The 22,198-nt window shown below is 72.3% G+C and carries 23 protein-coding genes and 1 pseudogene; 9 read left to right on the top strand and 15 right to left on the bottom strand.

Annotated elements, in window-relative coordinates:
* Positions 1 to 77: 77 nt before the first annotated feature.
* Positions 78 to 908: an ACT domain-containing protein gene (locus KIS93_RS51685; protein ID WP_186404938.1), complete on the top strand. Its 831-nt coding sequence runs from the start codon at positions 78 to 80 to the stop codon at positions 906 to 908.
* On the opposite strand, the gene KIS93_RS51690 is transcribed toward KIS93_RS51685, so the two are convergent.
* The 9 genes from KIS93_RS51690 to KIS93_RS51730 are packed head-to-tail and all read right to left on the bottom strand — an operon-like array spanning position 899 to position 11,585.
* Positions 899 to 1,789, bottom strand: coding sequence for a dihydrodipicolinate synthase family protein (locus KIS93_RS51690; protein WP_080037280.1), 891 nt, complete (start codon positions 1,787 to 1,789; stop codon positions 899 to 901). The two genes, KIS93_RS51685 and KIS93_RS51690, sit on opposite strands and share 10 nt — an antisense overlap.
* Positions 1,786 to 3,123, bottom strand: a complete 1,338-nt coding sequence (locus tag KIS93_RS51695; RefSeq protein WP_080037281.1) for an aminopeptidase P family protein — start codon at positions 3,121 to 3,123, stop codon at positions 1,786 to 1,788. Before KIS93_RS51695 ends, KIS93_RS51690 begins: the two co-directional genes overlap by 4 nt.
* Positions 3,116 to 4,390: an alpha/beta fold hydrolase gene (locus KIS93_RS51700; RefSeq protein WP_080037282.1), complete on the bottom strand. Its 1,275-nt coding sequence runs from the start codon at positions 4,388 to 4,390 to the stop codon at positions 3,116 to 3,118. Before KIS93_RS51700 ends, KIS93_RS51695 begins: the two co-directional genes overlap by 8 nt.
* Entirely contained in the window at positions 4,387 to 5,199 is an 813-nt protein-coding gene (locus KIS93_RS68550) for an ATP-binding cassette domain-containing protein (RefSeq protein ID WP_080037283.1), read from the bottom strand. The genes KIS93_RS51700 and KIS93_RS68550 overlap by 4 nt, the downstream gene beginning before the upstream one ends.
* Positions 5,196 to 6,044, bottom strand: coding sequence for an ABC transporter ATP-binding protein (locus tag KIS93_RS68555; protein WP_080037284.1), 849 nt, complete (start codon positions 6,042 to 6,044; stop codon positions 5,196 to 5,198). Before KIS93_RS68555 ends, KIS93_RS68550 begins: the two co-directional genes overlap by 4 nt.
* Positions 6,041 to 7,036, bottom strand: coding sequence for an ABC transporter permease (locus tag KIS93_RS51715; protein WP_080037285.1), 996 nt, complete (start codon positions 7,034 to 7,036; stop codon positions 6,041 to 6,043). The genes KIS93_RS68555 and KIS93_RS51715 overlap by 4 nt, the downstream gene beginning before the upstream one ends.
* A complete protein-coding gene (locus KIS93_RS51720; RefSeq protein ID WP_080037286.1) occupies positions 7,036 to 7,971 on the bottom strand; it encodes an ABC transporter permease in 936 nt (311 codons plus the stop codon). The genes KIS93_RS51715 and KIS93_RS51720 overlap by 1 nt, the downstream gene beginning before the upstream one ends.
* Positions 7,972 to 9,666 carry an ABC transporter substrate-binding protein gene (locus tag KIS93_RS51725; protein ID WP_080037288.1) on the bottom strand — a complete coding sequence of 565 codons (1,695 nt, stop codon included), beginning with the start codon at positions 9,664 to 9,666 and terminating at the stop codon, positions 7,972 to 7,974.
* Positions 9,663 to 11,585: a glycoside hydrolase family 127 protein gene (locus tag KIS93_RS51730; RefSeq protein ID WP_080037289.1), complete on the bottom strand. Its 1,923-nt coding sequence runs from the start codon at positions 11,583 to 11,585 to the stop codon at positions 9,663 to 9,665. Before KIS93_RS51730 ends, KIS93_RS51725 begins: the two co-directional genes overlap by 4 nt.
* A gap of 142 nt (positions 11,586 to 11,727) precedes the next feature.
* On the opposite strand from KIS93_RS51730, the gene KIS93_RS51735 reads away from it, so the two are divergent.
* Entirely contained in the window at positions 11,728 to 12,249 is a 522-nt protein-coding gene (locus KIS93_RS51735; protein WP_186404939.1) for a P-loop NTPase family protein, read from the top strand.
* 7 nt (positions 12,250 to 12,256) lie between these two features.
* Here the strand turns inward: KIS93_RS51735 and KIS93_RS51740 are convergent, their stop codons facing one another.
* On the bottom strand, positions 12,257 to 12,766 hold the full coding sequence (locus tag KIS93_RS51740; RefSeq protein WP_186404940.1) for a winged helix-turn-helix transcriptional regulator: 510 nt from the start codon (positions 12,764 to 12,766) through the stop codon (positions 12,257 to 12,259).
* A gap of 79 nt (positions 12,767 to 12,845) precedes the next feature.
* Here KIS93_RS51740 and KIS93_RS51745 point away from each other — a divergent pair, with 79 nt between their 5' ends.
* Entirely contained in the window at positions 12,846 to 13,280 is a 435-nt protein-coding gene (locus KIS93_RS51745; protein WP_080037292.1) for a tautomerase family protein, read from the top strand.
* Positions 13,281 to 13,283: 3 nt separating this feature from the next.
* On the opposite strand, the pseudogene KIS93_RS51750 reads toward KIS93_RS51745, so the two are convergent.
* Positions 13,284 to 14,023, bottom strand: a pseudogene (locus tag KIS93_RS51750) (GntR family transcriptional regulator).
* A gap of 115 nt (positions 14,024 to 14,138) precedes the next feature.
* Here KIS93_RS51750 and KIS93_RS51755 point away from each other — a divergent pair.
* Positions 14,139 to 14,336, top strand: a complete 198-nt coding sequence (locus tag KIS93_RS51755) for a hypothetical protein (protein ID WP_155126634.1) — start codon at positions 14,139 to 14,141, stop codon at positions 14,334 to 14,336.
* 6 nt (positions 14,337 to 14,342) lie between these two features.
* On the opposite strand, the gene KIS93_RS51760 is transcribed toward KIS93_RS51755, so the two are convergent.
* Entirely contained in the window at positions 14,343 to 15,035 is a 693-nt protein-coding gene (locus tag KIS93_RS51760) for an HAD family hydrolase (protein WP_080037302.1), read from the bottom strand.
* A gap of 37 nt (positions 15,036 to 15,072) precedes the next feature.
* Positions 15,073 to 15,693, bottom strand: coding sequence for a hypothetical protein (locus KIS93_RS51765; protein ID WP_080037303.1), 621 nt, complete (start codon positions 15,691 to 15,693; stop codon positions 15,073 to 15,075).
* Between the two features lie 241 nt (positions 15,694 to 15,934).
* Between KIS93_RS51765 and KIS93_RS51770 the strand changes: the two genes are divergently transcribed.
* A complete protein-coding gene (locus KIS93_RS51770) occupies positions 15,935 to 16,771 on the top strand; it encodes a DUF5753 domain-containing protein (protein ID WP_080037308.1) in 837 nt (278 codons plus the stop codon).
* A 92-nt stretch (positions 16,772 to 16,863) separates the two neighbouring features.
* Here KIS93_RS51770 and KIS93_RS51775 read toward each other — a convergent pair whose 3' ends face one another.
* The gene (locus KIS93_RS51775; RefSeq protein ID WP_230466029.1) at positions 16,864 to 17,517 is read right to left on the bottom strand and encodes a GntR family transcriptional regulator; all 654 of its coding nucleotides are present in this window, start codon (positions 17,515 to 17,517) and stop codon (positions 16,864 to 16,866) included.
* Between the two features lie 68 nt (positions 17,518 to 17,585).
* On the opposite strand from KIS93_RS51775, the gene KIS93_RS51780 reads away from it, so the two are divergent.
* From KIS93_RS51780 to KIS93_RS51795, 4 genes are all read left to right on the top strand, one after another.
* Positions 17,586 to 18,761, top strand: coding sequence for a CaiB/BaiF CoA transferase family protein (locus tag KIS93_RS51780; RefSeq protein WP_080037312.1), 1,176 nt, complete (start codon positions 17,586 to 17,588; stop codon positions 18,759 to 18,761).
* Positions 18,758 to 19,720: an HpcH/HpaI aldolase/citrate lyase family protein gene (locus tag KIS93_RS51785; RefSeq protein ID WP_080037313.1), complete on the top strand. Its 963-nt coding sequence runs from the start codon at positions 18,758 to 18,760 to the stop codon at positions 19,718 to 19,720. The genes KIS93_RS51780 and KIS93_RS51785 overlap by 4 nt, the downstream gene beginning before the upstream one ends.
* Before the next feature lie 70 nt (positions 19,721 to 19,790).
* Positions 19,791 to 21,128: a TRAP transporter large permease subunit gene (locus KIS93_RS51790; RefSeq protein ID WP_080037314.1), complete on the top strand. Its 1,338-nt coding sequence runs from the start codon at positions 19,791 to 19,793 to the stop codon at positions 21,126 to 21,128.
* Between the two features lie 14 nt (positions 21,129 to 21,142).
* Complete coding sequence (locus KIS93_RS51795) at positions 21,143 to 21,370, top strand: hypothetical protein (RefSeq protein ID WP_080037316.1); 228 nt, start codon at positions 21,143 to 21,145, stop codon at positions 21,368 to 21,370.
* Positions 21,371 to 21,377: 7 nt separating this feature from the next.
* On the opposite strand, the gene KIS93_RS51800 is transcribed toward KIS93_RS51795, so the two are convergent.
* Positions 21,378 to 22,016, bottom strand: coding sequence for a TetR/AcrR family transcriptional regulator (locus tag KIS93_RS51800; protein WP_230466030.1), 639 nt, complete (start codon positions 22,014 to 22,016; stop codon positions 21,378 to 21,380).
* Between the last annotated feature and the right edge of the window lie 182 nt (positions 22,017 to 22,198).

The following is a 22,198-nucleotide window of genomic DNA, read 5'->3' on the forward strand; positions in this document are numbered from 1 at the left end:
ATGCCGCCGCAATCACCGGAGCCGTGATCACGTAACACGGTCCACGCAGACTGGACGTCATGAGCGATGCACCGAAAGTGACTGACGCACGTACCGGACCTGGCCGTTCCTGGGGGCGGGAGCTCGTCGAGCTGGCCGCGCTGTTCCTCGCCGTCGGCCTTGCGCACCTGCTCGCGACCCTGCTCGGCCACGAGGATCCCGGGCCTGTCGTCCTGGTCGGGCTGGGGGTGGCGCTGATCGTCGGCGCCGCGATCCACAAACGCCTCGGCCACCGCCGCCCGGGCGCGAGGGCGCGCGCCGGGGCGCCGTTGCCGGTCCAGGACGGTGCCGGCGGGCCCATGGCGTTGTGGCGCATCCGCATGCGGGTGGTGGAGCGGCCCGGCCGGCTGGCCACCGTGGCGGGGGCGTTCGGCAGGCTGGGGTGCAACATCCTGGCGCTGCACATCGCCCCCACCGGGGGCAGCGCCATCACCCCGGCCGGTTGCGACGCGCTCGACGAGTTCGTCATCGAGGCGCCCCGCGACCTCGACCTGGACGCGCTGGCGGCGGCGCTCACCGAGGCCGGCGGCCAGGACGTGGTGATCGTGCCCGCCCGCGTGAAGGACCTCACCGACCCGGGCGTGCAGGCGCTGGTGCTGGCGCAGCGCGTCAGCGACGACCCCGACCGGCTGCCCGAGGCGATGGCCGAGCTGCTGCGGGTCGCGCACGTCGAGTGGCGGCGGCCCGGCGACACCGTGGACGAGGGCGCCGAGCTCAACACCACCATGGTGATCTCGGTGAACCCGGACCGGGCGCTGCTCGTCCGGCGGCCCGAGCTGCCGTTCACCCCGACGGAGGCGGCGCGGGCGGCGGCGCTGACCGCCGCCGCCACCCACGCCCGCTACACCCCCCGCACGGGTCAGCGGTAGCCCTTGGCCAGCACCTCCTCCGTGTCGCGGGTGATCCGGGCCGCGACCTCGGGGGCGAGGGCGAGGCGCGGCGGCCGGCAGGCGCCGCCCTTGCGGCTGGCCAGGTCCATCGACAGCTTGATCGACTGCACGAACTCGGTCTTGGAGTCCCACCGCAGCAGCGGGTGCAGGTCGCGGTAGAGGGGCAGCGCCTTGGCGACGTCCCCGGCGACGGCCAGGCGGTAGAGCTCGACGGTGGCGCGGGGGATCATGTTCGGGTACCCGGCGATCCAGCCGACGGCCCCGGCGATGCCCAGCTCCAGCAGCACGTCGTCCGAGCCGACCAGCAGGTCGAGCCCGGGGGCGAGCTCGGCGATCTCGTACGCCCTGCGCACGTCCCCGGTGAACTCCTTGACCCCGACGATCAGCCCCTCCTGGTGCAGCTCGGCCAGGAGGGCGGGCGTCAGGTCGACCTTGGTGTCGATCGGGTTGTTGTAGGCGACGACGGGCAGCCCCGCCTTGGCGACCTCGCGGTAGTGGGCGATCACGGCCGCGCGGTCGGCACGGTAGGCGTTCGGCGGCAGCAGCAGCACCGACGACGCGCCCGCCTCGGCGGCCTGCTCGGCCCAGCGGCGCGCCTCGAAAGCCCCGTACGCGGCCACGCCGGGCATCACGTGGAAGCCTTCGGGCGCGGCCTCGACGGCGGTGCGGACGACGCGGGCGCGTTCCTCGGCGGTCAGCGTCTGGTACTCGCCCAGCGACCCGTTGGGGCACACGCCGTCGCAGCCGCCCTCGGCGAGGAAGCGCACGTGCTCGGCGTAGCCGTCGTAGTCGACGGACAGGTCGTCGTTGAAGGGCAGCGCGGTCGCGACGTGCACGCCGTGCCAGACGGGGGTGGTCATGCCGTTCTCTTCTCCTTGGTCCAGGTCTCGAGCCCGCCGGCGTCGAGGGGCAGCGCGGCGGACAGGTTCTCCGCGCCGTCCGCCGTCACCAGCAGGTCGTCCTCGATGCGTACGCCGATGCCGCGCAGCTCCGGCGGCACCGTGCGGTCGTGGGCGTGGAAGTACAGGCCGGGCTCGACGGTCAGCACCATGCCCGGCGTCATGGTGGCGCCGTGGTAGGCCTCGGGGCGGGAGCGGGCGCAGTCGTGCACGTCGAGCCCGAGGTGGTGGCCGATGCCGCAGATGAGGTAGCGGCGGTGGTGCTGGCCGGCGTCCGACAGGGCCTCGTCCACCGAGACGGGCAGCAGCCCCCAGTCGTGCAGGCCGCGCGCGATGACCTCCATCGCGGCGTGGTGGAAGGCGGTGAACGGCCGGCCGGGCGCCACCTGGGCGATGCCGGCGCGGTGGGCCCGCTCGACCAGGTCGTGCACCTGCCGCTGCGCCGGGCTGAACGTGCCGTTGACGGGGAAGGTGCGGGTGACGTCGGCGGTGTAGTGGGAGCGCGTCTCGACGCCCATGTCGAGCAGCAGCACCTCGCCCTCGCGGACGGGGCCGTCGCAGCGCACCCAGTGCAGGGTGGGGGCGTGCGGGCCGCTGCCGACGATGGAGGCGTAGCCGGGGCCGTTGCCGTGCGTCCTGGCGTACCGGTCGAAGGTGCCCTGCAGCCACCGCTCGCCGCCGCCCGCGACGGCGGCGGGCACCTCGGCGAGCACGGCGGCGAAGCCCTCGACGGTGCGGTCCACGGCCTCGCGCAGCTGCCGGACCTCCCACTCGTCCTTGATCATGCGCAGCTCGGCGAGCACCCGGCCCACGTCGTCGCCGGAAGCGTCGGGCTCGCCCGGGTCGGTGAAGTCCGCCAGCGGCAGGACCTCGACGCCGAGCGCGGCCGACCACTCGGCCAGGGACGGCGACGGGCCGACCCACAGCTCGCCGTAGGCGGCGTCGGCGAAGAAGCCGGTCTCGCCGGGGCGGGCCGGCGGCGGCAGGTACAGGGTGGCCGCGCCGTCGCGGACGACGGCCACCGCGTGCTCGGCCGCGCAGCCGGTCAGCCAGTAGAAGTCGCTGTCCACGCGGAAGTCGTAGGCGGTGTCGTTGCTGCGGGTCGGCGCGGATCCGGCCCGGACGACGACGGTGCGGCCCGGCAGCGCCTCGGCGAGCCTGGCCCGGTGGGCGGCGGCGGCCTCGGCCGCGCCCGGCACCAGGTCGGGCGGGCGGGCGGGGGAGTCCCAGCCCTGCGCGATGTACTGCGTGAACGCCGGGATCTCGGTCAGCTTGGGCAGCTTGCCGTCACCCATCGGTCAGTCCTCCTCCGAGGTCGCGGACGAGCGCGGTCAGGCGGGCGAAGACGCGGTCCTCGCCGATGCCGTCGTGCTCGTACTCGTTGGTGACCCAGGCCTGCGTGTTGCCGACCCTCGCGGCGGTCTCCAGTTGCAGGCCCGAGTCGACGTACATGTCGTCGAAGTAGACGGCGGCGGCCACCGGAACGTCGTTGGCGGCCAGCCGGTCCAGGTCGTACAGGGGCGGCCAGTCGTCCCGCTCGGCGAGCAGCTCGACCGCGCCGCGGAAGGGGCGCAGCGCGCGGATCTCCTCGAACATCCAGGGGTAGATCATCTCGCCGGTGAACAGCAGCGGCCGGGCGTCCTCGGCGAAGGCGGGGTGGCGGGCGCGCTCGCGCTGCGCCGCCCACGCGGTCGCGCCGGCGCCGTGCCCGTAGATGCTCTCCTGCAGCGCGGCGAACAGCGGGTTGTCGGCGTAGGAGGAGCGGGCCAGCACCTGGTGCAGGAACGTCTCCGGCAGACTGTCCGATTCGTCCAGCAGCCAGTGCATGCGCTCGTAGCCGGGCTTCATGCCGAAGTCGATGCCCAGCGACTGCAGCCGCCGCACGGTCAGCGTGTCGCCGTCGGGCAGCAGCACGTCGCCCTCGGCCAGCCGGTCGACCAGCCGCGCCGTCGTCCCGGCGTGGTGCGGGTAGCGGCGGTAGAACTCGGCGTTCTTGGCCGCCACCCGCGGGTACGTGCGCCGGTACACCTCGGCGGCGTCGGGGTCGAGCGAGGGCAGGCCGCCCGCGACGTAGCAGGCCGACAGGCCCTCGGGCGCGTTCGACAGGTACGTCATCGTCAGGAACCCGCCGTAGCTCTGCCCCAGCGTCGACCAGCGCCGCCCGCCGAAGACGGTCCTGCGCAGGTGCTCGGCGTCGGCCACGATCGAGTCGGCGCGGAAACGCGCCAGGTAGTCGGCGCCCTCGCGCGCGCCGAGCGCGCTCATCACCCGCCCGTCGATGCGCGAGCTGCGGCCGGTGCCCCGCTGGTCGAGCAGGATCACCCGGTACGTCTCCAGCGCCCGCCCCAGCCAGCCCGAGGTGCCGACCGGCCGCGGCCCCTTGCCGCCGGGCCCGCCCTGGAGATAGAGCAGGCACGGCAGGTCCTCGCCGTCGCGGGCCGGGTCCACCACCTCGCGGGCGAACACCGTGATGGTCGCCTCCGGGTCCGACCAGTCCAGGGGGACCCGCTCGACGTGGTCGCGCACCCGCATCCCGGGGATGGTGTACGTCGCGGTGATCAAGACCTCTCCCTCCTGCGGCGGTCCCACTCCGGGTCGATCCGGGGGATGGCCGCCAGCAGCGTGCGCGTGTACTCGTCCTGGGGGTCGTCGAACACCTGCCTGGCGGGCCCGATCTCGACGATCCGCCCCTTGCTCATGACCGCGACCCGGTGCGCGATCTGCCGCACCACGGCCAGGTCGTGGGCGATGAACACGTAGCTGAAGCCGCTCTCGCGCTGCAGCCGCCGCAGCAGCTCGATCACCTGTGCCTGCACCGACACGTCAAGCGCGGAGACGGCCTCGTCGCAGATGACCAGCTTGGGGTTGACGGCCAGCGCGCGGGCGATGCCGATGCGCTGCGCCTGCCCGCCGGAGAACTGCGCGGGGTAGCGCAGCGAGTGGTCGGGGTTGAGCCCGACCCGCTCCATCAGCTCCTTGGCGTGCTCGCGGCGGCTGCCCTTGGGCGCGATGCCCTGGTAGACCAGCGGCGCCATGAGGATGCGCTCCACCGTGTGGCGGGGGTTGAGCGAGGAGAACGGGTCCTGGAAGACGACCTGGACGTTGGCGCGGAAGCGGGCCAGCGCCGCGCCCTTGGCGTGCGTGACGTCCTCGCCGTCGAACTCCAGGGTGCCCGCGGTCGGGTCCATCAGCTTGGCGATCATCCGGGCGGTCGTGGACTTGCCGCTGCCGGACTCGCCGACGACGGCCAGCGTCTCGCCGAGCTGCACCTCGAAGCTGACCTGGTCCACGGCGGTGAACTCCGCCCTGGCGCCCAGCGGGCCGCGCGAGACGAATCGCTTGGTCAGGCTCTCGGCGCGCAGCAACGTCATAGGATCACCTCATCGTCGGGCGAGCCGATCAGCGAGCCGTGCGGCGGGTCGTCCAGCGAGTCGTCGATGCGCGGGATGCTCTCCAGCAACATCCGGGTGTACTCGTGCTCCGGCTCGGCGAAGATCTGCTCGGCGGTGCCGTACTCGACCTGCTCGCCGCGCCGCATCACCAGCACGCGGGTCGCGATCGAGCTGATCACGGCCAGGTCGTGGGTGATGAACACCAGGCCGGTACCGCTCTCTCGTTGCAGCCCGGCCAGCAGCCGCAGGATCTGCGCCTGCACGGTCACGTCCAGCGCCGTGGTGGGCTCGTCGGCGATCAGCAGCGCCGGCTCGCACACCAGCGCCATCGCGATCATGACGCGCTGCCGCTGCCCGCCGGAGAACTGGTGCGGGTAGTAGTCCACCCGCCGCTCCGGCTCGGGCAGCCCCACGTGCCCGAGCGCCCTGATCGCGACCTCGCGCGCGGCCTTGCGGGTGCCGCCGCGGTGCGCGCGGTACATCTCCTCGATCTGCAGGCCCACCGTGTAGTACGGGTTGAGCGACGACAACGGGTCCTGGAAGATCATCGACATCTGGTCGCCGCGCAGCCGGCGCAGCTCGCGGTCGGGCCGGCCGAGCAGCTCGGTGCCGTTCAGCCGGATGCTGCCCCTGGTCGTGGCGCCCTTGGGCAGCAGGCCCATGATCGCCAGGCTGGTCATCGACTTGCCGGAGCCCGACTCGCCGACGATGCCGACCGTCTCGTCCCGGCCGACCGCGAACGACACGCCCCGGACCACGTCCACCGGGCCGCGCGTGGTCGGGAAGGTGACGGTGAGGTCCTGCACGACAAGCAACTCGCTCATGGGGTCGTGATCCTCACTCTCGGGTCCAGCCTCGTGTAGACGAGGTCCACCACCAGGTTGCCGACCACCACGAAGAACGCCGCCAGCAGCGTGACCGCCATGATGACCGGCTGGTCGTTCTTGGCGATCGAGTCGGCGGCCATCTTGCCCACCCCGTTCAGCCCGAACACGGTCTCGGTGATGAGCGCGCCGCCGAGCAGCGCCGCGAAGTCCATGCCGAAGATCGTCGCGATCGGCGTCAGGGCCGGGCGCAGGGCGTGCCTGCGCATGGTCAGTGCCGGGCTGAGGCCCTTGGACCTGGCCGTGCGCATGAAGTTCTCGGCCAGGGTGTCGATCACGTTGGCGCGGGTGAGCCGGGCGTAGAGGCACGCGTAGCCGGTGGCCAGCACGATCCACGGCATCAGGTACGACTGGAACCACACCACCGGGTCGTCGGAGAACGCCACGGCCTGCGGGAACGGCAGCACCTGGAGTTGCACGACGAGCACGTACTGCAGGGCCAGCGCCAGCACGTAGTTGGGGATGCTGGAGCCGCCGAGCGCCAGGCCCATCGCGGTGCGGTCCCACCACGTGCCCTCCTTGACGGCGCTGAGCAGGCCCGCGGCGATGCCGACGATCAGCCACAGCACCGCCGCGCCGATCGCGACGGTCGCGCTGACCGGCAGCCGCTCCACCACCATGTCCATCACGGACTGGTTGGTCTGGAAGCTGTAGCCCAGGCACGGCGCCGCGCAGTGCACGAGGTTGGCGCCCTCGCCGTAGTCGCGGCCGGCGAAGATGCCGCCGAGGAAGCCGAAGAACTGCGTCAGGAACGGCTGGTTGAGGCCCAGCACGTCGCGGATCTGGTCGATGCGCTCCGGCGTGCACGTCTTCCCGCAGATCATCACCGCCGGGTCCGGCTGCAGGGTGAAGAACAGCACGAACGTGAACAGGCACACCAGGAACAGGATCACCACGACGCCGGCCAGCCGGCCGATCACGTACCGGGTCATCAGGAGGCCTCCCCCGCGTCGAAGGCGGCCCGGATCCGGTCGCCCAGCACGGTCAGCGACAGCACCGTGAGGAACAGGAACGCGCCGGGGATCACGAAGTACATCGGGTCGACGGCGTACCAGCCGACAGAGCTCGCGATCATCTGCCCCCACGACGGGGTGGGCGGCGTGACGCCGACGCCCAGGAACGACAGCCCCGCCTCGGTCCCGACATATCCGGGCACGGCCAGGGTGGTCATCACGATCAGGGAGCTGCGCAGGTTCGGCAGGATCTCCTTGAACACGAGCTGCCCCGTCGAGGCGCCCGAGGCCCGCGCGGCCTCCACGAACTCCCGGTTCACCAGCGTCATCGTCTGCCCCCGCACCACCCGCGCCAGGTACGGCCAGCCGAACACGCTGATCACCACGACCAGCAGCACCGGCCGGTTGCCCTGCGGCAGCGCGGACAGGATCGCGATCATGAAGATGAGCGCGGGGAAGGCCATCAGGAAGTCCATGACCCGGCAGATCACCTGGTCCGCCCAGCCCTGGTAGAACCCGGCCAGCATGCCCAGCACCACGCCGAGCAGCGTGGTGAGCGCCGTGGCGGACACCGCGATGATCAGCGAGACGCGGGCGCCGTACGCGATGCGGGCCAGGATGTCGCGGCCGTTCTGCGGCTCGACGCCCAGCAGGTGCTCGGAGCTGATGCCGCCGAGCGAGCCGTAGGGCACGCCGCCCAGGTCGGTGTTGACCGCGGCCGTGTCGAAGTCGTTGGGGCCGTGCCCGGTGATCGCGCTGATCAGCGGCGCGCCGATCGCCATGAGCACGATCAGCGCGAGGTAGGCGCCGCTGAGCACGGCGCCCCGATCGCGCAGCAGCACGCGGATGACGCGCCGGCCCGAGGTGGCGGGCGCCGGGCCCGCCACCTGCTCTGGATGCGCTGCGACGGTCATCTACTTCGTCGGCTTCGCCAGCCCGACGGAGACCAGGTCGACGCCGCCGGAGTAGGAGTTGGACTGGTAGGCGCCCGCGATGTTCGCGCCGTTGACCAGGATGAGCTTCTCGTAGGCCAGCGGCACGACCGGAGCCAGCTTCATGATCTCCTTGTCCAGCTCGCCGTAGGCCGCGTTGGCCTGCTCGGCGTCCGTCATCGCGGCGATCTCGTCGATCCTGGCGTTGATGCCCTTGTCGTTGATCTGGGCCAGGTTGGAGTTGCCCTTGGCGGTGATGTTGCGGCCGTCGAACAGCGGCGGCAGGAACGTCGCGCCGGACGCCCAGTCGGGGCACCAGCCGGTCACGGCCATGTCGTTCTGCTTGGCCGGGGTGCCGATGACCTCGTAGTACGTCGAGGTGTCAATGTTGTTGATCTTTACCTCGATGCCGACCTGCTTGAGCGCCTCCTGGATGGCGACCGAGACCGCCGCCATCTTCGGCTGCGCCCGCGTGTCCAGCGTCAGCGAGAACCCGCCCGACAGGCCCGCCTCCGCCAGCAGCTTCTTGGCCTGCTCGACGTTGTACGGGTACGGGTCGTAGTCCACCCGCCCGGCCACCGTGGGCGGCTGGATCGAGGTGCCCTTCTGCGCCAGCAGGGAGCCGCCCATCGCCGCCACGATCGTGTCCTTGTCGATCGCGTAGTTGATCGCCTGGCGCACCCGCACGTCGCTCAGGTACTTCTTCGTGGTGTTCAGGCCCATGTAGGTGGTGCAGCCGTTCAGCCCCGACAGCGTGCGCGCCTTGATCTGCGGCGTCTGCACGCGCGCCACGGTCGCCGCCTGGATGCTCTGCCCGAGCGCGTCGGCGTCGGTGCCCTGACCGGCCAGCATGCGCTCGTCGATGGTGGCCGGGTCGAGCCCGAACGTCCACTCGAAGGCGTCCGGCTTGGCCGTGCGCACCTGGTCGGTCTCCTGCTTCCACTGCGGGTTGCGCACCAGCTTCAGCGACGCGTTGCGCTGGTAGCTGGCCACCTTGTATGGCCCGCTCGCGATCGGCTTGGAGTCGAACGCCGCGCCCGCCCCCGTGCCCTTGGGGAACGGGGTGAAGTTCGCCAGCGCCAGCGCGCTCGGGAAGTCGGCGAACGGCTTCTTCAGGTGGATGACGACCGTCTTCGGGTCCGGCGTCTCGATCGTGTCGAGGTCGCCCGACAGGTACGGGCCCTTGTAGTCCTTCGGCGCGTCCAGCAGCAGCTTGCCGTACGGCGAGCCGATGCCCGCCTCCGGGTCGAAGGCGCGCGAGAAGCCGAACTTGACCGCCTCGCTGGTGATCGGCGTGCCGTCCTCGAAGAAGATGTTGTCCTTCAGCGTGAACGTCCACGTCTTGGCGCCGTCCGACGGCTTGCCCGTGTCGGTCGCCAGGTCCGGCACGATCTTCGTGCCCTCGGCGCCCGGCCCCGCGCCGAACGTCGTCAGGCCCCGGTAGATGAGCCGGTAGAAGTTGTTCACCCCGCCGTCGAAGCCGCGTACCGGGTCCAGGTGGGAGAAGTCCGCGTTGGCCAGGACGTGCACGGTGCCGCCGGTCGCGGGGGTCGCCTTCGCGCCCGTCCCGCCTCCAGCGGCCTGCGATGCCGTCCCGCCGCCACCGCCGCCGCCGCACGCGGACAGTGCCAGCACGGCGGTCATCGTGACGCTCGTGAGCGCCGCAGATCTCCTCATTTCGCCTTCTTTCCATGAGTTGCGTACGGGGTCCTGACCCAGACCCGCATGGCTTCGGGGCCGCGGTTGCCCCAGAGGAAGTAGGGGACGAAGGTCGCCGTGACCGTCGTCTCCGGAAGCGCCTGCTCCAGCGGCAGCTCCGGGTAGAGCTCGGCGGAGGGCGGGGGAGCGGCGACGGCGGTGACGGTGAGCACCACCGCGTCATCTCGCCGTCCCGTGTTCGCGTTGACAATCTCGGGCGCACCGATCACCAGGTCGTCCACGGCCGCGTCCGGGCTGTCCTGCTGCTCCACGCAGTAGACCAGCGGGCCCCTGGCCAGGCTGACCGCGCCCCTGGTCGCGTCGAGGTAGGGGTGCGAGCCGTGCGCCCTGACCGGCATCGGCAGCGTCAGCCGTACCTCGTCGCCGGCCGCCCAGCGGCGCTCGACGCTCAGCCAGCCGTCCCGCGCCTGCGTTGCGTGCGGCTCGCCGTTGACGGTGACCGCCGCGCCGCGCGCCCAGCCGGGCACCCGCAGCACCAGCCCGTACGGACCGTCCGGCGCCCGCTCGACCGTGATCCGCACGTCGCCGTCCCACGGGTAGCCGCTCTCCATGACCAGGCCCAGCTCCGTGCCCTCGACGCGGGCGCCGGTGTAGGCGGCGACCAGCAGCGCGCCGTCCCGCTCGGCCGCCACGTAGTCGGCGAGCTGCGCCATCCACCGCACGATGTTCGGCGGGCAGCACGGGCAGGTGAACCACGCCCGGCGCAGCGGCTCCCCGCCACTCTCCGCGCCGCTGCGCTGCTCGTGGTCGGGGCGGCGCTGCAGCGGGTTGTCGTAGAAGAACGCCCTGCCGTCGGCCGACAGGCCCACCGCGTAGGCGTTGTAGAGCACCCGCTCGAACACGTCGAGGTACTTCGCGCCGCCCGTGGCCAGGAACATCCGCCAGGCCCACTGCATGACGGCGATCGCCGCGCAGGTCTCGCTGTAGGCGCGCTCGGACGGCAGCTCGTACCGGTCGCCGATCGCCTCGTCGGAGTGGCGGCTGCCGAGCCCGCCCGTGACGTACAGCTTCGTCGCCACCATGTCGTCCCAGAGCCGCTCCAGCGCCTCGAACAGCGACCGGTCGCCCGTCTCCAGGAACACGTCGGCGGCGCCGGCCGCCAGGTACGCCATCCGCACCGCGTGCCCCGTCACCGACGGCAGCTCGCGGAAGGGCACGTGGTCCTGGAAGTAGTCGCCGGCGAAGATGCTGTGCTTGAGCTGCCCCGAGCCGCGCCGGTCCACGAACGCCGCCGCCAGGTCGAGGTAGGCGCGCAGCCCCGTCTCCCGGTACAGCTCGACCAGCGCCATCTCCACCTCGGGATGGCCGCACACCCCCTCGTCCGCGAACCGCTGCACCACCAGGTCCGCGAACCGCTCCGCCACCCGCAGCAACCGCTCGTCGCCCATCCTGCGCGCCGCCGCGACGGCGGCCTGGATGAGGTGCCCCAGGTTGTACAGCTCGTGCCCCCACGCCAGGTCCTCCCACGGCTTCTTGGCCGCCGCCGGGTCCTGGAAGAAGGAGTTGAGGTAGCCGTCCCCGGCCTGGACCCGCTCCAGGAGGCCGACGACCTCCTCGAAGAACTCCCGTACGGGCTCCCCGGCGCGGCCGTCGCCCAGCTCGTAGGCCAGCCCCTCCAGGGTCTTGTACAGGTCGGTGTCCAGGAACGGGTAGCGGCCCCGGTACGGCGCCGGGTCCTGCTCCAGGAGCCGGCTCAGGTTGGCGACGTTGCCCGCCGCGCGCAGCTGCTCGATGGTGTGCGGGATCGTGGCCGTGCCGTTGCGGCGCTGCCAGTGGTGCAGCAGACCACCGGTGATCCGCACCCCGGCCAGCGGCCGCACGGCCCCGGCGGACGTGCGCACGGCCCCGGACAGCGGCTTGACCTGCTTAGACGTCATGAACCTTCCCAGTAATGTGTGGCATTGCACTGAACCATAGGTGTCCGGGAGGTGAGTTGCCAAGGGTTGCGGGGGTGACGAAAAGAGAAAGTAACCCGTCCGGAATCTGGGACGAGCGGTCGCGGCTGGCTACAGTGGCGCGGTGCGACGCGTATCCGTGGTGGGGAACTCGGGCTCCGGAAAGTCCACGCTGGCCGCCGCTCTGGCGGCCCGGCTCGGCGTGCCCTGGCTGGAGCTCGACTCGGTCTTCCACATGGAGGGCTGGACGCCGAGGCCGAAGGAGGAGTTCCGGGCCGAGGTCGACAAGTTCACCGCCGCCGACGGGTGGGTGGTCGACGGCAACTACTCCGCCGCCCGGGACCTGGTGTGGGCGCGGGCCGACACCGTCGTCTGGTTCGACCTGCCCCGGCACACCGTGCTGCGCCGGCTGCTGCCCCGGACGCTGCGGCGGATGGCGACCGGGGCCGAGCTGTGGAACGGCAACAAGGAGTCGTTCCGGTTCCTGTTCTCCAAGGACGAGTCGATCATCCGGTGGGCGTGGACGCAGCACGCCGTCTACCGGGAGCGGTACCGCCGGGCCGCCGCCGATCCGGCGTACGCGCACCTGACGTTCGTCCGCATCGCTTCACAGAGGGACGCCGACGACCTGCTCGGTGGGCTCTAGGACTGCTCTAGGACTGCTCGGGGGCGAGGCCGCTGCGCCGGGCCAGCACCTTGGTGCCCGGGCCGTAGGCGGCGCCGGGGCCGGGGAGCGCCGTCGCGGTCTCGGCGGTCACCGGATCGCCGCAGGACGAGCAGCAGACCCGCGGCGTGAACTCCGTGCCGCAGGAGTCGTGCACCAGGCGCACCGGCGGGCCGCCCGCCGGCGTGGCCCACTTGTCGCCCCAGGCCATCAGCGCCATCAGCACGGGCACCAGCTCGCGGCCGGCCTCGCTGAGGTGGTACTCGTACCGCGGCGGCCGCTCCTGGTACGCCCGGCGCTCCACGATGCCGTCGGCCACCAGCGCCTGGAGGCGGCGGGTGAGCAGGTTGCGGGCGATGCCGAGGTTCTCCGCGATGTCGTCGAAGCGGTGCAGGCCGAGGTAGAGGTCGCGCACGATCAGCGGGGTCCACCACTCGCCGACGCGCTCCAGCGACTGCCCGATCGAGCAGTGCATCTCCGCGAAGCTGGTCCGTTGCATGACCTCAGTGTAGAGGGTTGCTTCATTAAACTCACAGCCGTACGGTGTGATCAGGCAGGTTTAATGAAAGGACTGACTCATGCCGTTCGTGGAACTGTTCGTCCCCAAGGGCTCGCTCGACCAGGAGCACCGCGAGAAGATCGGCGGGCGCCTGGTGTCGGAGGTGATGATCGCCGAGGGCGCCCCCGACAACGAGGCCGCCCGGTCCATCTCCTGGCTCGTGGTCAACGAGATCGACGCCTGGTTCGTGGGCGGCCGGCCACTGCCCGCCGGGGAGAAGCCGAAATACGTGGTGAGAGTCGGGGTGCCGGCCGGGTCGATGAACGACGACAAGCGCCGCGACATCGTCCGGCGGGTCACCCGCGTGCTCGCCGACGCCGACACCGATCCCGAACGGTTCGCCCAGCCCGGCACCGCGTGGGTGCACATCAACGAGATCCCCGAGGGCAACTGGGGCGCGGGCGGGCAGATCGTCCGCATCGAGGACATCGTAACGCTCGTGGCCGGCGCCTAGCCCTCAGCGCTCGATGAGCGTGACCTCCAGGGAGTAGTGCGAGGCCCGGTAGACGTGGGAGCCGTGCTCGACGGCCCGCCCCTGGTCGTCGTAGGTGGTGCGGATCATCGTCAGCAGCGGCGCCCCCGCCGCTCCTCCAGCAGCCGGGCCTCGGCCTGGGTGGCGGCCCTGGCGCCGATGCGCTGGTTGGCGACGCGCATGCGGACCCCGGCGCCCCGCAGCAGCTCGTACAGGCCCCGGCCCTCCAGGTCGGCGGCCGTGAGCTGGGCCAGCCCCAGCGGGAGCCAGTTGTGCAGGACCGCCAGCGGCTCCCCGGCCGCGAAGCGGACGCGCTCCAGGTAGAGGATCTGCGAGCCCGGCTCCACGCCCAGGATGGGCGCGATCTCCTCCTCCACCGGCCGCGGCTCCAGCGCCAGCACCTGCGTGGCCGGCTCCTGGCCCGACCTGCGCAGGTCGTCGTAGAGGCTCGTCAGCTCCACCGAGCGCTTGACCTGCCCGTGCACGACCTGCGTGCCGACGCCGCGCTTGCGCACCAGCAGTCCCTTGTCCACGAGGTACTGGATGGCCTGGCGGATCGTGGGCCGCGACAGGCCCAGCTTGTCGGCCAGCAGGATCTCGTTGTCCAGCCGCGAGCCGGGGGCCAGGTCGCCGCGGCGGATCGCCTCCGCGATCTGCTCGGCCACCTGGAAGTAGAGCGGCACGGGACTGGACCGGTCCAGGTCGATGGCCAGGTTCGCGGTCATGCTGATCAGCTTAACCCAGGTCAGAATGTCCAGACAAACGAGCGTCATTCGGGCCGGGCTCGCGCCGGCCGGGCCCCCGCGTACCCGCCCGCGCGGGTCCGTGGATGATGTCCGGATGACCGACCGAGCACGACTGCCCGCCGGGCTCATCGCGCCGACCCTCGGCAGCTTCGGGATCGGCCTGACCGAGTTCGTGATCGCCGGGCTGCTTCCCTGGGCGCCTGGCTCGGCGGGCTGGCCATCAGCGTCGGCCTCGGCTACACCGCGCCGCTGTACGCCGGCGCCGCCCTCGTCCTGGCCGCGCTCGCCGTGATGGCGGTCAGCGCGCGACGAGCGGCGGCAGCTCCGCCAGCGACGTGATGCGGGGAAAACCGTCGGGCGGCGGCCCCGCGGTGAGGCGGTCCAGCCAGATCGAGCGCATCCCCGTGACGGCGGGCCCGGTCACGTCGTTGTCGAGGTCGTCGCCGACCAGCAGCACCTCCTGCGGCGGCAGGCCCAGCGCGGCGGCGGCGCCGGTGTAGCAGGCGGGGGCCGGTTTGAAGTGGCCGCCCAGGACCTCGCCCGTCAGCACCGGCCCCACCAGCCCGGCCAGCCCGATCGCGCGGACCTTCGCCTCCTGCATCGGCAGCGTGCCGTTGGTCAGCACCCCGATCGTGTATCCGCCCAGCTCGGCCAGCGCCCCCGCCGCGTCGGGGAACGCCGCCCAGTGCTCCCGGTACAGCGTGGCGAAGGCGTCGTAGGCGGCGTCGAGGTCGCCCGGCACGGGCAGGGCCAGCTCGTCGCACAGCGCGGCCAGCCGCAGCCGCCGCTGCTCCTGCACCGAGCACCGCCCCTCCTGCCACATCGCCAGGTACGGGGCCTCCAGCGCCGCCCAGATCGCCGCCGCCTCGCCGAGCCGCGGATGGCCGGGGAACCGCCGTGCCACCCAGGCCGTGATGGCCGCGTCGGCCGCGCCGCGGTGGTCGAACAGGGTGCCGTCGAGGTCGAACAGGATGCCCTTGATCCGGTTCACGGGATGGCTCCGCGCCGATGCGGGCCGCTGATCCGGTTCACGGGGCGGCTTCCGCGCCGATGCGGGCCGCCGTCTCCCGGGGCGGGTAGCCGAGCGTCAGGCCGCGCACCGACAGGGCGGCCTGCGCGAACAGCGCCTCGGCGTTCTCGGTGAGCACGTAGTCGAGCGCGGGGGAGCGGGAGCGGTGCGCGTCGAGCGCCTGCGCCTCACGCTCCGCGACGTCCTTCGGCAGCGCCTCGCGGTAGTCGGCGATCAGCGCGTCGAGGTCGAACAGCTGGCCGTACCGCTCCGACGTGCCCGCCACCACCCGCACCAGCTCGCCGTCCAGTTGCGCCCGGTAGACGAGGTTCGTGCCGCCGCTCTTGGCGAACCAGCGCATCACCTCGTCGGCGGGCAGCGTGAACGCGCCGTACGGCTTGCGGCCGTACAGCAGCGCCTCGGCGATCCACCGGTCGCACCACAGCTCGTCGCGGTAGGGCGCCGGGGCGTGCGGGTCGACGGCCAGGCCCTGCGCCAGCACCGGGTTCCACGCCGACACCATGGGGCTGCTGAAGCGGGGCATGCGCGGGCCGCGCCAGTGGCTCAGCGCGTAGCCGTACCAGACGGTCACGACCTCGACCCTGCGCCTGGGCAGGGGACGCTCGTAGGTGCCGTTCATGATCTGGCCCCCGTCGGGGTGCCGCCATGGGCCGGGAGTGAGGCCGAGGTCTGTGGGGGCCGGAGGGGTCCGGTAGTCGGGATGGAGTATCCACGCGTCCGCCACAGTTTCTCTGCCTTTCGGATTGGCGTATGCATGACGTGTCTGACCACTAGAGTGGCCATCGTGCAACACCCGTCACTCGGTTTCAATAGACCAGGTGTAAACGCTGATATTTGTCATCGATGGTTGTGACAGACGTATGCAGTTAAGCGTTGTCGCGGCCCGGCTCTCCGCTCTGCGCGCCGCGGCCAGGCTGTCGATGAAGTCCGCGGCCGACGCCGCGGGGCTCAACACCTCCACGATCTTCCGCATCGAGCACGGGCTCGTGGCGCCGCGCGAGGCCACCGTGCGCACCCTCCTGGAGCTGTACGGGCAGGGCGAGCACACGGCCCGGCTGCTGTCGCTGCTGCGGGAGGAGCGGGTGCCCGGCTGGTACGACGCTCCCGGCGTGCCGCTGGCGCTGTCGGCGTTCCTGGAGATGGAGGACCAGGCGCAGATCATCTACACCTACTGCCCGCTGCAGATCCCGGCGCTGCTGCAGACCTCGGCCTACGCCCTGTCGGCCGCGCTGGCCGCGCTGCCCGCCGGGGCCACCTACGAGCAGGCCGCCGGCGCCGCCGACCTGGTGGCGGTGCGGCAGCGGGTGCTCGACCGGCACCAGGGGCCGCACCTGTGGGCGGTGCTCGACCGGGCGGCGCTGACCGATCCGCCGCTGGGACGGCCGGAGGACCGGCTCGCCCAGCTCGACGCGCTCGCCAAGGCGGCCAGGCAACCGCATCTGGCCGTGCAGGTGGCCCGGCCGGTCAGCGAGAGCGGCTACCTCTACCAGGGGCCGCCGTTCACGCTGCTGCGCTTCCCCGAGCGGGACCGGCCCGACGCGCTGGTGCTGCACCTGCTGCACGCGCCGGTCGTCATCGAGGACCGGCGGCGGGTCGAGGAGCACCAGCAGGCGTTCGCGCGGCTGTCGTTGTCGGCGCTGCCGGTGGAGTCCACCCCCGACGCGCTGAACGAAATCCGCACCACCCTGCCGTGCTGAGGTGCCACCGTCAGTGCCGCCGTCAGTGCCGCCGGTCAGTGCCGCCGTCGGTGTCGCCGGCGGGTCACCTTGCCCTGCTGACCCCGCCCCCGTCAGTGTTGCTGGCGGAACTCGCCGGCGCGGCGCACGTGGTCGATCATGATGCGTTCGGCCGTGTCGGCGTCGCCCGACTCCAGGGCGGCCAGGATGCCCTCGTGCGCCTCCAGCTGGGCCTTGACCTGCGTCTCGTCGAGCCACAGTGACGCCTCGGCGGGCACGGGGAAGCTGTTGCGCACCGACCTGGCGTGCGCGCCCAGGAAGGCGGGGCCGCCGATGTCGACGATGCGCAGGTGGAAGCGCCTGCTCTGCTCGCCGAGCCGGTCGTGCCTGCCCCGTGCGGCGTCGTCGGCCATGGAGGCGTGCAGCTCGCGCAGCTCGGCCAGCTCGGACGCGGTGATGCGGGCCGCCGCCAGCCGCGCCCCCAGCCCCTCGACGACCGCGCGCACCCCGTAGTACTCGGCCAGCGCCTCGTCGCCCAGGTCCACCACGGTCGCGCCGTGGTGGGCCTCGTAGCTGATCAGCCGGTCCTTCTCCAGCCGGCGCAGCGCCTCGCGCACGGGCGTGACCGACACCCCCAGGCGCTTGGCCACCTCCCCGGCCCGCAACGCCGTCCCGCCGGGGATCCGGCCGGTGCGGATCTCCTCCAGCAGCACGCTGTAGACGTAGTCGGCCTTGCTCATGGGCGGCCGGGGCTCGGTGGATGACATGTGCTCAAGTGTCTCGCAGAACGGGCTCGTCCTTGACCTATGACATATTTCTTATAAGTTACACACTTATGACGAGCCTCGAGGACCTCAAGGTCATCGACGCGGCGACGCTGTTCGCCGGTCCCTCCGCCGCCATGATGCTGGGCGACTTCGGCGCCGACGTGATCAAGATCGAGCACCCCCGCCGGGGCGACCCCTCGCGCGGGCACGGCGCCGCCGGCCTGTGGTGGAAGACACTGTCGCGCAACAAGCGCGCCGCCGCCGTGGACCTGTCGCACGCCGAGGGGCAGGAGATCCTGCGCCGCCTCGCCGAGCGGTCCGACGTGCTGATCGAGAACTTCCGCCCCGGCACCCTCGAACGCTGGAACCTCGACCCGCAGGACCTCCTGAAGCTCAACCCCCGCCTGATCGTGGCCAGGATGACCGGCTTCGGGCAGTTCGGGCCCATGGCCAAGCGGCCCGGCTTCGGCACCCTGGCCGAGGCCATGAGCGGGTTCGCCGCCATGACCGGGCAGCCCGACGGGCCGCCCACGCTGCCGCCGCTCGCCCTGGCCGACGGCATCGCGGGCCTGGCCATGTCGTACGCGATCATGGTCGCCCTGCACGCCCGCGAGCGGACCGGACGCGGCCAGGTCATCGACATGGCGATCATCGAGCCCATCCTCGGCCTGCTCGGCCCGCAGATGAGCGGCTACAAGGCCCTCGGCATCGTCCAGCAGCGCACCGGCAACCGCTCCAGCAGCAACGCGCCGCGCAACACCTACCGCACCCGCGACGGCCGCTGGCTGGCCATCTCCACCAGCGCCCAGCCCATCGCCGAGCGCGTCGTCACCCTCGTCGGGCGGCCCGACCTCGTCGAGCAGCCGTGGTTCGCCAGCGGGCACGGCCGCGTCCAGCACGTGGACGAGCTGGACGAGGCCGTCGCCTCCTGGATCGCCGAACGCGACGCCGACGAGGTCATCGCCAGGTTCGAGGAGGTGCAGGCCGCCGTCGCGCCCATCTACGACGTCACCGACATCGCCGAGGACCCCCAGTACGCGGCCCTGAACACGTTCGTGGAGGTGCCGGACGACGAGTTCGGCACGCTCACCATGCAGAACGTCCTGTTTCGCCTGTCCGAGACGCCCGGCGGGATCCGCTGGACGGGCCGTCCCCTCGGCCGCGACACCGACGACGTGCTCGGCGAGCTCGGCTACCCCGCCGAACGGATCACCGCCCTGCGCGCGGACGGGGTGATCGCGTGACCGCGCTGCCGCCCGTGACCTGGCTGTACGTGCCGGGGGACCGGCCCGAGCGGTTCGGCAAGGCCGTGGCGTCCGGCGCCGACGTGGTCATCATCGACCTGGAGGACGCGGTCGCGCCCGCCAGGAAGGACGCGGCCAGGGAGAACGCGGTCGCCTACCTGCGCGACCGCCAAGCCACCTCTGGTCCTCAGACGCCCGCGCGGGCCGACGCCGCGGCCCCTCACATGCCCGTGCGGGCCGGCGCCCCGGCCCCTCAGGTACACGTGCGGGTCAACGACCCGGCCACCGGGCGCGGGCGGGACGACCTGGCCGCCGTCGGGGAGCTCGCCGACGCCGTACGGCTGCCGAAGGTCGAGTCGGCGGCCGTGCTCGACGCGCTCACCGGCGCGCCCGCGTACGCGCTGCTGGAGTCCGCGGCCGGGATCGTCGCGGCCAGGGAGATCGCCGCCCACCCGCGCGTGGCCGGGGTGGCGCTCGGCGAGCAGGACCTCGCGGCCGAGCTGGCCATCACCGACGAGCAGGCCATGAACCACCTCAGGCTCCAGGTCGTCCTCGCCGCCGCCGCGGCCGGGCTGCCGCCGGTGCCCATGTCCGTCTACCCCGACGTGAAGGACGAGGCGGGGCTGCTGGCCTCGTGCCTGGCCGGGCGCGCGATCGGGCTGTTCGGACGGACCGCGATCCACCCGCGCCAGATCCCCGTCATCAGGCGCGCCTTCCGCCCGACCCAGGAGGAGGCCGCCAGGGCCGCCGAGGTCGTCGCGGCGGCCGAGCGGGCCGAGCGGGCGGGCGTCGGCGCGGTCGCGCTGCCCGACGGCCGGTTTGTGGACGCCCCCATCGTGGCCAGGGCCCGCCGCACGGTGGAGCTGGCCCGCCGCCTCGCCGACCCGCCATCCCAGCCCGCGCCCGGCTCCGCCGACCCGCCATCCCAGCCCGCGCCCGGCTCCGCCGGCCCGCCCTGACCCGCGCCCGGCTCTGCCGGGGCCAAGCCGCACACCCCCAGCACAACCCCCCATTGGAGGTCACTTCGCCATGGGAATCGCCGTATGGGCGCTCATCGCCTACATCGCCATCATCGTCGTCTGGAACGGCGTGCTGAAACGCAACATCGGTGAGGCGATGCTCATCGGTTTCGCCGGAGTGTGCCTCTTCGGCGGCACGAGCTTCTTCGAGCTGGCGTGGGCGGGCATCGCCGACGCCATGGCGGAGGAGGTCGTCTTCGCCGCCCTGGCGTTCGTCTTCATGGGCTACCTGCTCACCAGGCTGGGCCTGATCCAGGAGCAGGTCACCGTACTGAACTCGATCTTCGGCCGGCTGCGCGGCGGCGCCGGCTACGTCTCGACCTCCGCCGCCGCGCTGCTCGGCGGCCCCTCCGGGTCGGGCTCCGGCATCTCCGCGTCCGTCGGCTCCGTCACCATCCCGTGGATGATCCGCTCGAACTGGCGGCCCGACCTGGCCGCCTCGCTGGTGGCGGGCAACGCCGGGCTGGGCATCTCGATCCCGCCCAGCTCGTCGATGTTCCTGCTGCTCGGCTCGGCCGCCGTCGCGCCCGTGCTGAGCGCCGACCAGCTCTTCGTGCCCGCCCTCATCGGCGGGTTGTGGACGGTGGCCTACCGGTTCGTCGTGGTGTTCCTGTGGGTGCGCCGGCACGGCATCGCCGCCACCGACGCGGCCGACCTCGTGCCGCTGCGCGCGGCGCTGCGGGCCGGGTGGACGTCGCTGCTGGTGTACGCGGGCATCCTCGTCCCGGTGCTGATGACGCTGGACTTCGGGGTGGCGCTGATGGAGTCGCGGGTCGGCGAGGCGGCCGGCGACATCAGCATCATCGTGTGGATCCCGGTGCTGACCGTGCTGGCCACGTTCGCCGTGGCGTGGAAGCGGCTGCCGCGCACCGGCCGCGCGTGGAGCGAGCTGCTCGGCGAGATGGCCCCCAGGTACGCCGTCATCGGCGCGACCTTGTTCTTCGCCTTCGCCGCCGCGGCCAGCCTAGGCGAGCTGGGCCTGGTGGACCAGCTCACCGCGATCCTGCGGGGGCTGGACGCGCCCGCCGTCGTCATCGCCACCATCGTCGGCCTGCTGCTGGTGATCATCGCCGCGCCGCTGACCGGCACCGCGACGATCGCCGCCGTCGGCGGGGTGGCCTTCAGCGCGCTGACCGCGGCCGGGGTCGCCCCGGCGGCCGCCGCCACCGCCATCATGATCTTCGCCTCGACCGAGGGGGCGTCACCGCCGGGAGCGGCCCCGATCTACATCGCCAGCGGCATCGCCCAGGTGGACCCGGCCAGGACGTTCGGGCGGCTGATCCTGTGGTTCGTCATCCCGACCCTGGTCATCGGCGTGCTGGTCGCGACCGGCGTGCTGCCGATCTGAGAGGAGATCCCGACATGAAGAGCCTGATCATGGTCCTGTTCAAGATCGGCCTGGTGCTGTTCCTCGCGCTCGGCGTCGCCGTCGTGCTGGTGCAGGCCGCCGGCCTCGTCGCGGGCAGCCCCGGCCTGGTCTCGGGCGCGGTGTCGGCGCTCGGCCTGGCGATGACCGTGTCGGCCGGGGTGACCGGGCTGCTCGGCTTCGTGATGTCGTACCTGTTCCACTGGAAGACGGGCGAGGACTGACCGCGCTTCAGTCTCGCGGTCGCCAGCGGGCGGCGAGCTCCTCGTCGCGTGGCTCGGGGCCGGGCAGGTCACGGCGGGCCGGGGGGACGCGCAGGGCGTCCATCATCAGCGTCAGATAGCGGTGGCGGAGCTGCGCGACCCGTTCCTCGTCGCCCAGCTTGATCGAGGCGAGCTGCTCGAAGAGCAGCGCGATGTCGGCCGTCGTCACGTCGGGCCGCAGCACGCCCGCCGCGATCGCCCGGGCGTGCACCTCGGTGGCCAGGGACGAGGCCCTGGCCGCGAGCTTGCCCAGCTCCTCCGTCGGCGTGAACGTGCCCGCCAGCTTGATCGTCAGCGAGCTGGAGTCGGCGTCCACGATGCCGCGCAGGTAGCTCGCGAACGCCTCCCACGGGTCGCCGTCGTCGGCCAGCGACCGCTCGCTGACCTCGATGTAGAGCCGCAGCCCGTCACCGCACAGCTTCTGCAGCAGCGCCTCCTTGCTGGGGTAGCGCCGGTAGAGCGCGCTGATCCCGACGCCCGCCTTCTCGGCCACGGCCGCGATGGGGGCGCCGGGCTCGGCGGTGAAGACGGCCCGCGCCGCCTGGAGGATCAGCTCGTCGTTGCGTGCGGCCTGTGCCTTGCGGCCGCTCATGGGTGCGCTGCTCATCCTCCCAGTGTAAGGGAACGTAGGGTTCCGTTCTACTGTGCCGTGCCGAATGGCTCTCCTCCATGATCGACGGCTCGATCCCTCCTGCGGTTTCGGACACGCCGTCGCTGGGCAATCGACCGGTCCGCCGCGTACGCTGCGCAGGGTCACGCGCCCTGCCGCCGATCACGCTCGCGGGAGGC

This window comes from [Actinomadura] parvosata subsp. kistnae, from assembly GCF_900323885.1.
Lineage (GTDB): Bacteria > Actinomycetota > Actinomycetes > Streptosporangiales > Streptosporangiaceae > Nonomuraea > Nonomuraea composti.